At 68.9% G+C, this 14,121-nt stretch carries 11 protein-coding genes and 1 tRNA gene; 7 read left to right on the top strand and 5 right to left on the bottom strand.

What is annotated here, in order from left to right; all coding sequences use genetic code 11:
* Positions 1-88 precede the first annotated feature (88 nt).
* Positions 89-937: a Rossmann-fold NAD(P)-binding domain-containing protein gene (locus tag GSE44_RS14080; protein WP_159349464.1), complete on the bottom strand. Its 849-nt coding sequence runs from the start codon at positions 935-937 to the stop codon at positions 89-91.
* Between the two features lie 46 nt (positions 938-983).
* Here GSE44_RS14080 and GSE44_RS14075 point away from each other — a divergent pair, with 46 nt between their 5' ends.
* On the top strand, positions 984-1,832 hold the full coding sequence (locus GSE44_RS14075) for a tetratricopeptide repeat protein (protein ID WP_159349463.1): 849 nt from the start codon (positions 984-986) through the stop codon (positions 1,830-1,832).
* A gap of 9 nt (positions 1,833-1,841) precedes the next feature.
* Here GSE44_RS14075 and fzlA read toward each other — a convergent pair whose 3' ends face one another.
* A complete protein-coding gene (gene fzlA / locus GSE44_RS14070; RefSeq protein ID WP_159349462.1) occupies positions 1,842-2,510 on the bottom strand; it encodes an FtsZ-binding protein FzlA in 669 nt (222 codons plus the stop codon).
* A gap of 88 nt (positions 2,511-2,598) precedes the next feature.
* On the opposite strand from fzlA, the gene GSE44_RS14065 reads away from it, so the two are divergent.
* Complete coding sequence (locus GSE44_RS14065) at positions 2,599-3,297, top strand: hypothetical protein (RefSeq protein ID WP_159349461.1); 699 nt, start codon at positions 2,599-2,601, stop codon at positions 3,295-3,297.
* Positions 3,298-3,319: 22 nt separating this feature from the next.
* Here GSE44_RS14065 and gltB read toward each other — a convergent pair whose 3' ends face one another.
* The 3 genes from gltB to GSE44_RS14050 form a co-directional block, all read right to left on the bottom strand.
* Positions 3,320-7,837 (bottom strand): glutamate synthase large subunit, encoded by a 4,518-nt coding sequence (gltB, locus tag GSE44_RS14060; RefSeq protein ID WP_159349460.1) that lies wholly within the window; start codon positions 7,835-7,837, stop codon positions 3,320-3,322.
* 14 nt (positions 7,838-7,851) lie between these two features.
* The gene (locus GSE44_RS14055; RefSeq protein WP_159349459.1) at positions 7,852-9,288 is read right to left on the bottom strand and encodes an NAD(P)-dependent oxidoreductase; all 1,437 of its coding nucleotides are present in this window, start codon (positions 9,286-9,288) and stop codon (positions 7,852-7,854) included.
* Between the two features lie 201 nt (positions 9,289-9,489).
* A complete protein-coding gene (locus GSE44_RS14050; protein WP_159349458.1) occupies positions 9,490-10,434 on the bottom strand; it encodes a complex I NDUFA9 subunit family protein in 945 nt (314 codons plus the stop codon).
* A gap of 201 nt (positions 10,435-10,635) precedes the next feature.
* On the opposite strand from GSE44_RS14050, the gene GSE44_RS14045 reads away from it, so the two are divergent.
* The 5 genes from GSE44_RS14045 to lptB all read left to right on the top strand — a co-directional run bounded on the left by GSE44_RS14045 (position 10,636) and on the right by lptB (position 14,115).
* Positions 10,636-10,722, top strand: a tRNA-Leu gene (locus tag GSE44_RS14045).
* 88 nt (positions 10,723-10,810) lie between these two features.
* A complete protein-coding gene (locus GSE44_RS14040) occupies positions 10,811-11,461 on the top strand; it encodes a ribonuclease D (protein WP_159349457.1) in 651 nt (216 codons plus the stop codon).
* A gap of 160 nt (positions 11,462-11,621) precedes the next feature.
* Entirely contained in the window at positions 11,622-12,314 is a 693-nt protein-coding gene (gene lptC, locus GSE44_RS14035) for an LPS export ABC transporter periplasmic protein LptC (protein ID WP_235924805.1), read from the top strand.
* Positions 12,311-13,366, top strand: coding sequence for an LptA/OstA family protein (locus GSE44_RS14030; protein ID WP_235924803.1), 1,056 nt, complete (start codon positions 12,311-12,313; stop codon positions 13,364-13,366). The genes lptC and GSE44_RS14030 overlap by 4 nt, the downstream gene beginning before the upstream one ends.
* Positions 13,363-14,115, top strand: a complete 753-nt coding sequence (gene lptB, locus GSE44_RS14025) for an LPS export ABC transporter ATP-binding protein (protein WP_159349456.1) — start codon at positions 13,363-13,365, stop codon at positions 14,113-14,115. The genes GSE44_RS14030 and lptB overlap by 4 nt, the downstream gene beginning before the upstream one ends.
* Positions 14,116-14,121: the final 6 nt, after the last annotated feature.

Genomic DNA, 14,121 nt, shown 5'->3' with positions numbered 1-14,121 from the left:
GGCGTGGTTCTTCCTGACAGAGGCGGACGGCCAACGCCGGCCCGGCACCGGGGGTTTCTGCCCGGCCGGGCGGCAGGGTGAGTGCGGCTCAGCCGCCCTCCGCCAGGATTGCGGCCAGCCCGTCGCGCCAGCTTGGATAGCGCCAGGCGATTCCAAGCGCGGCCTTGGTCCGGGCATTGGCGATCCGCCGGTCCTCCGCCCAGAAGGAAAGCGCCATTGGGGACATCCCCGCCCGCGCCTCCTCGAAGGGGATCGCGGGCGGCGGCTCCATCCCCAGCATCCGCGCCGCCCCTTCCGTCACCACGGCGCTTTCCGCCGGCTCGTCATCGGCCAGATGCAGCACCCGCACCCCCGATGCCGGCGCCTCAGCCGCTGTCAGAACGGCCCGGGCGATATCGTCCCGATGGATCCGCCCGAACACATGCCCCGGCCGGATCACCCGCCGCGCCCGCCCGGCCCGCAGCTCGTCCAGCACGCTGCGCCCTGGTCCGTAGATCCCCGCGCAACGGAACAGGTCCACGGAAACACCGCCGGCCAGCTCCTCCCATTGCCGCTCCGCCGCCCTCCGCCGGATGGAGCGCGGCTGGGCCGGCGCCGGCTCCGTCGCCTCATCCACCCAGCCGCCGCCGTGATCGCCGTAAACCCCGGTCGTCGAAAGATAGCCGGCCCAGCGCAGCGCTCCGTCGCGCAGCGCCGCACCATGCGCCGCGAAGACCGGATCCCCCGCCTCGCCCGGCGGCGCCGTGGCGACAAGATGCGTCGCCTCCCGCACGGACTGCCCTGCCTCCGCGAAAGGCAGCACCCGCACCCCCATGGGCGCCGCCACCCGCCTCGGTTCGCGCGCCGTGGCCGTAACGCGCCACCCCCGCGCCAGCGCCTCCCGCGCGATGGCGACGCCGCTGAAGCCAAGCCCGATGAGGAGGAGATGCCGGTCCATCCCGCATCCATGGCGGCTCTGCCCTTGCGTCGCTAGATTGCCTCCGATGCGAATCGCTCCCCGCACAGTCCTGCCCGGCGTCATCGTCGTCGTGCTGGCCATTACGCTGGGCGGCGCCTGGTGGTGGACGCAGCCCGAAACCGCCGCCCCCATCCCGGTGCCCGAGGCGGCCGAGGAGGTCCTCCCCCTTCCGCCCGAACCCCCTCGCGTGGCGGACAGCCCCGAATACGAGGAATGCCTCGGCAAGCTGCGCGACGACGCGCAGGGCGCGCTGAGCTATGCCGAGGCCTGGGAGGCGCGGGATGGCGGCGACGGCGCCCGCCATTGCTCCGCCCTGGCGCTGCTGGCCCTGGGCGAGCCGGAACGCGCCGCCTCGCGGCTGGAGAGCCTGGCCGCCCGTGCCGCCGCCAGCCCCGGCGCCCGCGCCGCCGTCTTCGGCCAAGCGGGCCAAGCCTGGATGGTCGCGGGGCGGGCCATCAACGCCCATGGCGCCTTCACCCTCGCTTTGGCGCTGACACCGAACGACCCGGAGCTGCTGGTGGACCGTGCCATCGCCGCCGGCATGCTCGGCCGCTTCGCCGATGCCCTGGCCGACACCGACCTCGCGCTGGCCCAGGACGCGCAGCGCGCCGAGGCCTGGGTCTTCCGCGCCGCCGCCCTCCGCCATCTGGAACGCCCGCAGGAAGCCCTGCGCGACATCGAGCACGCCCTTGGGATCGAGCCCGGCAGCCCTGAGGCGCTGCTGGAACGCGGCATCCTCCGCCAGCTCCAAGGCGATGCGGCCGGGGCGCGCGCGGATTGGGAAAGCGTAATCGCCAGCAGCCCCGACAGCCCGGCCGCCGACCTGGCCGAGCAGAACCTGGCCTTGAACGCAGCCGGCCCCGCGCGGCGCTGAAGCCCGCTCCTAAAAATCCAGGTCGGCGTAATGTGCCGGCGGCGTTTGCCCGCTGACCCGGTCCGCCAGAATCGAGCGAAAGGCCGGGCGCGACTTCACCCGCGCATACCAGTCCTTCACCGCATCATTCAGCGACCAATCGACATCGCCGATATAATCCAGGCAGGAGAGATGCGCCGCCGCGGCAAGGTCGGCCAGCGAGATCTGCCCGCCCGCCAGCCAGGCCCGCGTCTCGGCCAGCCAGCCGATATATTCCAGATGCGGCTTGATATTGGCATAGCCGGCGCGCAGTGCCCCCGCATCTGGGTTGCCGCGGCCAAGAACGCGCTTCAGCTGCTTCTCGTAATACAGGTTGCGCGTCACCTCGCGCTCGAACTTGTCATCGAACCAGGCGACCAGCCGCCGCACCTCGGCCCGCTCCGCATGGGTGCGGCCGAGCAGCGGCATATCGGGATAGGCCTCGTCGAGATACTCGCAGATCGCGTAGCTGTCCGCGACGACCAGCCCGTTCTCCTCCTCCAGCACCGGCACGGTGCAGGCGGGATTCATCGCCAGGAACTCTTCCCGGCGCTCCCAGATCCGCTCCGCATGCAGCTCGAAGGGGATACGCTTCTCATGAAGCGCCAGGCGCACCTTTCGGCAGGCGGGGGAGAGCGGGAGGTGATGGAGGATACGCACGGCGGCGGCTTATGCCAGCCCTGTCGGCCCGCGCAAGCGTTGGCGCCCGCATTGCGCAAGGCTAATATGGTCTGAAGGAGAAACGATCATGACCCTCAAAGTCTCCATCGCCGAAGCCGCCGTCTTCGCGAGGTTGCGCGATGCCGGCCGTGCCGGGGTGGGCGACGATGACCTGCGCTTCGCCAAGCGGAGCGACCTGGCTCCCGAGGACGTGGCAGCCTTCCGTCTGGTGACCCGGAGGCAGGGGCTGCTAGTGGTGATGCGCTGCCCCAAGCGCGGCGCCGTCGCCTTCCAGGGCGAATTGCCGCCCAAGCGCTGGGCCGATGGCCATGACAGCGCCGGCCGCACCGTCAAGTCCGGCGAAAGCGGCATCGGCGTCCATCCGGAGACCGGCCGCATGTTCGTCTCCGACTATGACCTGATGAGCCTGTGGCGGAAGGGCCCGGGCGGCTATGAAAAACTCTTCGCCTCGGCCCTCACCCCCGGCGCCGAACGCGGCGCCTGGAGCAAGGCCGCGCGGGATGCCGTGCGCCTGCTCAACACCGTGCTGCGCAGCAAGCTGCAGCACGGCGCGCAGGACGACTTCACGCCGCCCATCGGCAAGAAGCACCCCGGCGTGACAGCCGAAACCCGCTTCGCCGCCTTCCGCGAAGGTGAGGCCACCTATCTCGACGGCATGGCGGCCTGCCAGGCCTATTACGGCCGCTACGTCCTGCACTGGCCCTATGACGGCAGCGGCAACTTCACCTATGCCGCCAAGCCCGGAGGCAATCCGGCCGCCGCGTAACCAGGGCGGCGGCCAGGAAGCCCTATTCGGCCGCCATCAACCGGTCCGTCATCGGCTGCGGCAGCAACTTGGCATAGTCCTTCGGCACAATATGCCAGAAGGCATCCCTCTCCACACGCCAGTCGTTCAGGATGCGCGCCGCGAGCCGCGAGCCCGTCTCCCGCGCATGGCGGGCGATCAGGTCGCGCAGCACGCCTTCCCAATGCGCCGAGCCCAGTCGCGACCAGAGCAGGGTGTCCGGATTGATCCGGCGCTCGAAAGTGCCGTCCGCATCCCAGACGAAGGCATGGCCGCCGGTGAAGCCGGCGCCGAAATTGTCGCCCACCGCACCCAGGATCACGACGGTGCCGCCGGTCATGTATTCGCAGCCATTGGCACCGATGCCCTCCACCACCGTGGTGGCGCCGGAATTGCGCACCGCGAAGCGCTCGCCGCCCTGCCCCGCCGCGAAAAGCTCACCCGCCGTCGCGCCGTAGAGCACGGTGTTACCGACGATGGTGTTCTCCTCCCAGACCAGGCTGGCGCTCGGCCCCGGCCGCACGACGATGGTCGCGCCCGACAGCCCCTTGCCGACATAGTCATTGGCATCACCCAGCACTTCGAGCTTCAGCCCGCGCACGCCGAAGGCGCCCAGGGACTGGCCCGCCGAGCCGCGTAGCCGCACCGTCAGATGCCCCGGCTGAAGCCCGGACATCCCGAACTGCCGCACGATCATCGAGCTAGTCTTGGTGCCGATGGCCCGATGCGTGTTCTGGATGTTGTACTGAAGCTGCATCTTCTCGCCGCGGGAGAAGAGTGCCGCCGCATCGCGGATCATGTCCGCATCCAGCGTTTCGGGCACCTCGTTGCGCCCCTCGAGCGTGCAGTAGGCTGGATGCCCGCCCGCATCCGCCTGCACCAGCAACGGGTTGAGGTCGAGGTCGTCCAGGTCCTCCGCGCCGCGCGACACCTGCTTCAGCAGATCCGTGCGCCCGATCACGTCTTCCAACTTGCGGAAGCCGAGCGAGGCCAGGATCTCACGCACCTCCTCCGCCACGAAGGAAAACAGGGAGATCACCTTCTCCGGGCTGCCCTCGAACTTCTCGCGCAGCTTCTCATCCTGCGTGCAGACGCCGACGGGGCAGGTGTTGGAGTGGCACTGCCGCACCATGATGCAGCCCATGGCGACGAGGCTGGCCGTGCCGATGCCGAATTCCTCGGCGCCCAGCATGGCCGCGACCACCACGTCGCGTCCGGTTTTGATGCCGCCATCCGTGCGCAGCTTCACCCGGTGCCGCAGCCGGTTCAGCAGCAGCACCTGATGCGTCTCAGACAGCCCCATCTCCCAGGGCAGCCCCGCATACTTGATCGACGTCACCGGGGACGCCCCCGTGCCGCCGGAATGACCGGAGACCAGGATCGCATCCGCCTTCGCCTTGGCGACGCCCGCCGCGATCGTCCCGATGCCCGAGCGCGAGACCAGCTTCACGCAGACCGTCGCATCCGGGTTGATCTGCTTCAGGTCATAGATGAGCTGCGCCAGATCCTCGATCGAGTAGATGTCGTGATGCGGCGGCGGCGAGATCAGCGTCACCCCCGGGGTCGAGTGCCGGAGCTTGGCGATCAGCCCCGTCACCTTGAAGCCCGGAAGCTGCCCGCCCTCGCCGGGCTTGGCGCCCTGCGCGACCTTGATCTCGATTTCGCGGCAGTTGTTCAGATACTCCGCCGTCACGCCGAAGCGCCCCGACGCGATCTGCTTGATCGCCGAGTTCGCGTTGTCACCATTGGCGCGCGGCTTCGCCCGCGCCGGATCCTCGCCGCCCTCGCCGCTGTCGCTGCGCGCGCCGATGCGGTTCATGGCGATGGAGAGCGTTTCATGCGCCTCGGGGCTCAGCGCGCCGAGCGAGATGCCGGGCGCCAGAAGGCGCTTGCGGATCTCGGTGATGCTCTCGACCTCCTCCAGTGCGATCGGCTTGGCCGCTCCGCCGCGGAAGTCCAGCAGGTCGCGCAGCGCGACCGCCGGCTGCTGCCGCACCACGGCGCTGTAGCGCTTGAAGGTCTCGTAGCTATCCGTATCCACCGCCTTCTGCAGCAAATGGACCAGCCCGCCATCGAAGGCGTGGGATTCACCCCGGCGGCGCAACTTGTACAGCCCACCCACCGGCAGCACGACCGTGCTCGGCTCCCAGGCCGCCTTGTGCATGCTCAGCACGCGCTGCGCGATACCCGAAAGCCCAATGCCGGAGATGCGAGACTGCGTGCCGGGGAAGAACTCCGCCACGAGCGCGCGGGACAGCCCGATCGCCTCGAAATTCATGCCGCCGCGATAGGAGGAGAGCACGCCGATGCCGATTTTGGACATCGTCTTGAGCAGCCCCTTGTCGATCGCCTTGCGGTACTTGGCGACGCAATCCTCGAGGGACATGCCCGGGAACAGCCCGCGCCGGTGCCGGTCCGCGATGCTCTCCTGCGCCAGATAGGCGTTCACGGTGGTCGCGCCCGCCCCGATCAGCACGGCGAAATAATGCACGTCCATGCACTCGGCCGAGCGGATGTTCAGGCTGGTGAATGTGCGCAGCGAATGCCGCACGAGATGCGTATGCACCGCGCCCACCGCCAGGATCATCGGGATGGAGGCACGCGTCGCGTCCTGCGCCTCGTCGGAGAGGATCACATGCGCGCAGCCCGAGCGTACGCCCTCCTCCGCTTCGCGCCGGATGCGCTCCAGCGCGCGCCGCAGCCCTGGCTCGCCTTCATCGACCGGGAAGGTCGCATCCACCTCGCAGGCGGTGCTGCCCATATACTCGCGCATCGCCGCGAACTCGGCGTTGGAGAGCACAGGGCTGTCCAGCATCAGCATGTCGCACTGGGTCGGGTCCTCGTCGAGGATGTTCCCGAGATTCCCCAGCCGCGTCTTGATCGTCATCACCCGCGTCTCGCGAAGTGAGTCGATCGGCGGGTTCGTCACCTGCGCGAAGGCCTGACGGAAATAATGGTGCAGGCCGCGATACTGCTTCGACAACACGGCAATGGGTGTGTCGTCACCCATGGAGCCGATCGCCTCGGCGCCCTCCTCCACCATCGGGTGCAGGATCGCCTCCAGATCCTCCAGCGTGAAGCCCATGGAAAGCTGCCGCCGCCGCAGCGCCTCGCCCTGCAGCGCGACGGGCTCATGCGCATCGGCCTTGACGATTTCATCGATCCGCGTCGTGCGCTCGGTCCACTGGCCGAAGGGCTTGCGGGCCGCCAGTGCGTCCTTCAGCGCGGCGTCGTCGTAGAAGCGCGCCTCCTCCAGGTCCACGCCGATGCACTGGCCGGGCCCGAGGCGCCCGCGGGCGATGATTGCATCCTCCGGGAACTTCACCATGCCGGTTTCGCTGCCCACCACCAGCATGCGATCGGCGGTGATGGTGTAGCGCATCGGGCGCAGCCCATTGCGGTCCAGCCCCGCCACGACCCAGCGCCCATCGGTCGCCGCAATGGCGGCCGGCCCGTCCCAGGGCTCCATCACCGCGTTGCAGTACAGGAACAGCTCCTGATGCGCCTTCGGCATGGTGGCGTTGCTGCCGATGCTCTCGGGGATCAGCATCGCCTTCGCCATCGGCGCGTCGCGCCCGGCGCGCACCAGCAGCTCGAACACGTTGTCGAGCGAGGCGGTGTCGGAATTCCCCGCCTGGATGACCGGCTTGATGTCCTCCATGAAGGGATCGAGCAGGGCGTGGGAGAGCCGCGTCTCATGGCTCTTCATCCAGTTCACGTTGCCATGAACCGTGTTGATCTCGCCATTATGCGCAAGCACGCGGAAGGGCTGCGCCAGCCGCCAGGTCGGGAAGGTGTTGGTCGAGTAGCGCTGGTGATAGATCGCGAAGCGGCTGATGAAGCGCGGGTCCACCAGGTCCGGGTAGAAGACCGAAAGGCTCTCCGCCAGGAACATGCCCTTGTAGATGATCGAGCGGCAGGAAAGCGTGCACAGGTACAGGTCCGGGATCTGCGCCGCGATGGCCTGCTTCTCGATCCGCCGGCGGATCACATACAGGTCGCGCTCGAACAGGTCCTCGTTCCGCTGCTCGGGATCGTAGATCAGGATCTGCTCGATCTCGGGGCGCGTCGCATTGGCCTTCTCGCCGATGCAGGCCACGTCGATCGGCACCTGGCGCCAGCCATAGATGCCGTAGCCCGCGTTCAGAATTTCGGTCTCGACGATGGAGCGGCAGCGCTCCTGCGCGCCCAGGTCCGTCTTGGGCATGAACACCATGCCGACGCCGATGCGCCCCGGCCGCAGCCGGTCGCCGCCATGCTCCACCACCTCGGCGAAGAAATCCTGCGGAATCTCCACATGGATGCCGGCGCCGTCGCCGGTCTTGCCATCGGCATCCACCGCGCCGCGGTGCCACACGGCCTTCAGCGCATCGATGCCTGCCTGCACCACCTCGCGCCGCGCCTTGCCGTCCAACGCCGCCACCAGCCCGACGCCACAGGCGTCATGCTCGGTCAGGTCGATCTGCCCCGCATCGCGCAGCAGCGCGGTGTTGCGGAGGTGCCCGGAAACGTAGTCGTTCATGCTGCTTCCTCCGCTCACTCAGCCGCCTGCGGCACGGAATCCCGCGCCTGGACATATTCCGCGATGCGGTCCGCGACATCGCGCCCGTCCCGGATCGCCCACACCACCAGAGAGGCGCCGCGCACGATGTCGCCCGCGGCGAAGACGCCCGGCAGGCTCGTCATCATGCTGCGCCGGTCCACACCCAGAGTGCCCCAGCGGGAAACCTTCAGCCCCGGCTCGCCGAACATGGTCGGCAGGTCCTCGGGGTCGAAGCCCAGCGCCTTGATCACCAGATCCGCCGGCTCCACGAAGGAGCTGCCCGGGAGCGGATCCACCTGCTGTCGCCCCGTCGCATCCGGCAGGCCGAGATGCATCTTCGTCACGCGCACGCCCGTGACGGAACCCTCGCCCTCGAAGCCTTCCGGTGCGGAAAGCCAGGCGAAGCGCACGCCCTCCTCTTCCGCATTGGAAACCTCGCGCATCGAGCCCGGCATGTTCGCCTTGTCGCGGCGATAGAGGCAGGTGACGGAGGCCGCGCCCTGGCGAATCGAGGTGCGCAGGCAGTCCATCGCCGTGTCGCCGCCTCCGATCACCACCACGCGCTTTCCGGCCGCGTTCAGTGCCCCGCTCTCGAACTCCGGCACCGCGTCGCCCAGCCCCTTGCGGTTGGAGGCGGTGAGGAAGGACATCGCCGGAACCACACCGTCGAGATGCGAGCCCGGTACCTCGATATCGCGCGCCTTGTACACGCCGGTCGCGATCAGCACCGCATCATGCTTCTCGCGCAGCTCCGCGACGGTCACGTCGCGCCCGATCTCGCAGTTCATGTGGAAATGGATGCCGCCCTCCGCGAACTGCGCGGTGCGGCGCGTGATGACATCCTTCTCCAGCTTGAAGTTGGGGATGCCATAGATCATCAGCCCGCCGGCGCGGTCGTAGCGGTCATAGACATGCACCTGCCAGCCGATGCTGCGCAGCCGCTCCGCCGCCGCCAGCCCCGCGGGGCCCGCGCCGATGATGCCCACCGAATGCTCCAGCTCACGCGGCGGCTTCGGCGGCTTCACCCAGCCCTTATCCCAGGCGGTGTCGTTGATATAGCGCTCCACCGCGCCGATCGTGACGGCCTCGAAGCCCTTCTCGATGACGCAGTTGCCCTCGCAAAGCCGGTCCTGCGGGCAGACGCGGCCGCAGATCTCGGGGAAGGTGTTGGTGGCGGAATTGACCTCATAGGCCTCCTCCAGCCGCCCTTCGGCCGTCAGCTTCAGCCAGTCAGGGATGTTCTGCTGCAACGGGCAATGCACGGAGCAGAAGGGAATGCCGCATTGGCTGCAGCGGCTAGCCTGCTCGGATGCACGCGCCGGATCGAAGCGGGCGTAGATCTCGTCGAAATCCTCGCGACGGATGGTCGCCTCACGCTTCTCCGGCGTCTGCTGGGAAAGACGGACGAATTGCAGCATGCGCTCGGCCATGGCGCGGCGGTCCTTGCAAGTCTGGAACGGTCCCGCAGGGCATCAAAACCCGGCGGGGAGCGCCTTGTGCCATAGCGGACCAGCCCGTGCGAGTTCAAAACGGCCATTAAGTCAGTATAGCTGCCGTAAAAACCAACCCTGACCGAAAACTCTGCCTGCAATCCGCTATCAACACCAAAACATGTGGCCGTTCCGGACCTTTCATGCCGCAGCCATTGTCCGGCGCCCTCCGACCCGGAAGCGGGAGAGATAGGTCGGGACCACCAGCTCCATCGGCGTCGGCTCTGTTCCCAGCTCCCGCAGTCCCGGCGCATCCCCCGCCGGCACATTGTCGGTCTTCAGCAGGATCAGCTGGTCGCGCGTCAGCGGGGGATTTGGCATCCAGGAGGTCAGCCCAGCCTGGAAACGTGCCAGCCCCTCCGGAAGCTCCAAGATCCGCCGGCGGCGGCCGATCACCTCCAGCATGTATTCCATCAGAGAGCGGAAGCTGGCTGCCCGCGGCCCCGCCAGCTCATAGGTCCGTCCCGCCGCCTCCGGCCGGTCCAGCACCGCCACCACCGCATCGGCGACATCACCCACATAGACCGGCTGGAACCGCGTTCCGCCGCCCACCAGCGGCAGCACCGGCAACACACGCGCCATGCCGGCGAAGCGGTTGAAGAAGGAATCCTCCGGCCCGAAGACGATGGAGGGGCGCAGGATGGTCGCCGCCGGAAAGGCTGCACGCACCGCCTCCTCCCCCTGCGCCTTGCTCCGCGCATAAAGGCTCTCGGAACCAGCCCCCGCCCCGAGCGCCGAGACATGCACCAGGTGCCGCACCCCGGCCGCTGCGCTGGCCCGCGCGATCCGCCCAGGAAGCTCACCATGGATTCGCGCGAAATCCCCTGAGCGCCGCTCCGCCAGGATGCCGATCAGGTTCACCACCAGCTCGGCCCCCTCCACGGATCGGGCCAGGGTGGCATCGTCGAGCTTGCCGGCGCCGAGCGGCACGATCTGCCCGACCATCCCCTGGGTCATCAGCAGCCGGGCCGATTCCGTGCCGCGCGACACCACGCGCACCACGAAGTCGCGCTTGGCCAGGCGCTGCACGACATGGCGCCCGATGAACCCGGTTCCGCCGAACACCACCGCCACACGCCGCGCCATCGCCTGTCTCCCGGATTTTCAAGCCTCGCATGCAATCTAGGCCCCGCCCCGCCCAGCGCAAACGACGGGCGCAAATGACGGTGGTCGGCCCGCCTTCGCACCACCCGCCGAATTCTGCCGAAAGGCGCCTTGACGGCTGCCCCGCCCCCCCATAGAAGCCCGCTCCACGCCGCCACGAAGACGGAGGCGGCCGGCCCCCTTGCCCAGGTGGCGGAATTGGTAGACGCGCAGGTTTCAGGTACCTGTGACCGCAAGGTTGTGAAGGTTCGAGTCCTTTCCTGGGCACCATCACCCGGTCCGATGGCCGGCTTCTGAACCCCCTACTTCCACGGGGGCCCTGACAAGGTGGAGCACCCCATTGGGAACCACCGTCTTCATGCCCAGCGCCACCATCCATCTCCACCGGGACGACCTTCCGGCCGGAATCTCGCTCGGTCCGGTCATCGCCGTCGACACCGAGACGATGGGGCTGAACCCGCAGCGGGACCGCCTTTGCCTCGTGCAGCTCTCGGCTGGCGACGGCGCGGCGCATTGCGTCCAGATCCGCCCCCCGCATCTCGGCGGTCCGCCGCGCGTGAACGGACATGTGGACTGTCCGAATCTCAAGGCGCTGCTGGCGGACTCCGCCACGCTGAAGCTGTTCCACTTCGCCCGGTTCGACCTCGCCATTCTGCGCCGTGAGCTCGGCATCGATGCCGCCCCGGTCCGCTGCACCAAGGTCGCGGCCAAGCTCGTCCGCACCTTCACGGAGCGCCACGGATTGAAGGACCTCTGCCGCGATCTGCTCGGTGTCGAGATTTCCAAGCAGCAGCAAACCAGCGACTGGGGCGCGCCGGAGCTGACGCCCGAGCAGCTGGCCTATGCCGCCTCCGACGTCCTCCACCTGCACGCCCTCTGGGCACGGCTTGAGGGCCTGCTGCGCCGCGAGGGCCGATTGGACCTCGCCGAGGAGTGCTTCCGCTTCCTCCCTACCCGCGCCGCGCTGGACCTGCTGGGCTACGAGGACCCGGACGTCTTCGCCCACTGACCAGCGCCCCGGTTTCTGGCACGATTCTTGATAGATAGCATTGCTGCACTGCGTTGACCGCTTCGTCGGCCGGCCCCATACAAAGGGGGTGACCGCCCGAGCCCCATCGCCTGCCGAAGCCGCATCCAGCGGCGGCCCAGAGGGTCGCGGCCGCGGCGCCGTGCAGCAAGCCTCCCCCGGCGCACCCCCGGACCTCGCCACCAGCGTCGTGACGGATTGGGCCGAGCGCCCGGTTCCCTCCCGTGCCCGGCGCAACTACACCCGTGGCTCCATCCTCCGCCGCCGCGTCGCGGTGCAGTTGCTGAAGGTGCTGCTCCCTCTCGGTGCGCTGGGGCTGCTCGCCACCATCGTGCTTTGGCCCGAATTCGAGCAGGCCGGCGAGAACGCCCGCCTCTCCTTCCGCCGCCTCAGCCGTGTGACGCCCGAGGCGATTCGCGTGGTGGAGCCTCGCTATCAGGGCGTGGACGAGACGGGCCGCCCCTTCAACGTGACGGCGTTCATCGCCTCGCAACAAGGCGAGACCAATGTCGTGGACCTCGATGCGCCGCGCGGCGACATGACCCAGAACAATGGCGGCTGGGTTCTGGTGGAAAGCCGCGAGGGCCGCTTCGACCGCGACGCCAACATCCTCGACCTCAAGGATGACGTGACGATCTGGCAGGATGACGGAACCTTGATCGAGACCCAGGAGGCACGCGTGGACGTGAAGGGCGGCAATGCGGAGGGCGACCGTCCCATCGCAGCCCAGGGCACCTTCGGCACCATCACCGGGGAAGGCTTCCGGCTGCGGGACCGCGGTGCGGTGGTCGTCTTCACCGGCCGCGCCCGCGCGGTGCTGGAGGGCGGCAAGTGACCCCGCCCCGGCTGCTTCGCGCCCTCGCCCTCGCGGCCCTCGCCCTCGGCACCCCCGCCCGGGCGCAGCCGATCGACATGTCCGGCGGCGGGCCCGTCGAGGTAACCGCCACCGACGGCATCGAATGGCGCCAGAACGAGCAGGTGGTGGTCGCGCGCGGCAATGCCCGCGCGGTCCGCGACAACGTGACGATCGATGCCGCCCGCCTCATCGCCCGCTACCGCCCCCGCGCCCAGGCGGCTGCGACGGCGGGCAACACGGACGCCCAGCCCGGCCAGAACGGCCCCATGTCCGGCGGCGAAATCTGGCGGCTTGAGGCCGAGGGCGATGTCCGGATCGCCACCCAGACCGACCGCGCGCAGGGCGACCGGGCCGTCTACGACATGGATCAGGCCGTCATGGTCCTGACCGGCGGCAACCTGAAGCTCACTACCCCGACCGACGTCATCACGGCGCGCGACAGTCTGGAATACTGGTCCCAGCGCCGCATGGCCGTGGCGCGCGGCGCCGCGCATGTGACCACCAGCGAGAACCGGGAGCTCCGCGCCGACACGCTGGTCGGCTATTTCCTGGAGAACGCGCCCCCGGTGCAGGCCGCTGCCGCCCGCCCCCCCACGCCAGCTGGTCCGGCTATCCGCACCGCCCCCACCGCACCGGCCGCGGCACCCGGCAGGGGCGGCCGCCAGCCCGTGCCTGGCGAGGGCTCGAAGCTCGACCGCGTCGAGGTCTTCGGCAATGTCGAGATCCGCACCGAGACCGAGGTCGTGCGTGGCGACCGCGCCGTCTACAGCCCTGTCAGCGGCATGGCCCGCGTGCTGGGCAATGTCCGCATTACCCGGGGCCAGAACCAGCTGCAGGGGCAGGAAGCCATCGTGAATCTCCGCAGCGGCATCTCCCGCCTCGTCTCCGCCCCCGGACAGCGCGTGCAGGGTCTCATCCTGCCCAACTCCGGCCAGGAGAACGCCCCGGCCGGTTCGGACCGTTCCAACCAGGGCAGCACTGGGCAAGGCAGCGCCAACAGCGCGGCCCCGGCCCAGGGACGCGCACGATGAGCGAAGCGCTGCGCGTGGTTTCCGGTGATTCCGGCCTCGTCGCCCGCTCCCTCGGCAAGCGCTACAAGAAGCGCTCCGTGGTGCGCGGCGTCTCCCTCAGCCTCCGGCGAGGCGAGGCGGTCGGGCTGCTCGGCCCCAACGGCGCCGGCAAGACCACCACCTTCTACATGATGACCGGCCTGGTCCGTCCCGATGAGGGTCAGGTCTTCCTCGACGGCAACGACGTGACGATGCTGCCCATGTACCGCCGCGCGCGGCTGGGGTTGGGCTACCTGCCGCAGGAGGCCTCGATCTTCCGGGGCCTTTCCGTCGAGGACAATATCCGCGCGGCCCTCGAGGTGGTGGAGCCGGACCGCGAGCGCCGCGACCAGATGCTCGATTCACTGCTTGCGGAATTCGGCATCGCCCATCTCCGCCGCGCCCCCGCCCTTGCCCTTTCGGGCGGCGAGCGCCGCCGCTGCGAGATCGCCCGCGCCCTGGCGACCCATCCCGCCTATATCCTGCTGGACGAGCCGCTGGCGGGCATCGACCCCATCGCGGTGGGCGAGATCCGCGACCTCGTGAAGCATCTGAAGAACCGTGGCATCGGCGTGCTCATCACCGAGCATAATGTCCGCGAAACCCTCGCCATCATCGACCGCGCCTACATCCTGCATGACGGGCAGGTGCTGATGGAGGGCGCCCCGGAGGAGATCGTGGCGCATGAGGGCGTGCGCCGCGTCTATCTCGGCGAGCGCTTCAGCCTGTGATCCGGA

This window comes from Muricoccus harenae (genome assembly GCF_009848505.1).
In the GTDB taxonomy this organism is placed as follows: domain Bacteria; phylum Pseudomonadota; class Alphaproteobacteria; order Acetobacterales; family Acetobacteraceae; genus Roseomonas; species Roseomonas harenae.
This window is presented reverse-complemented; position numbering and strand designations above follow the sequence as displayed.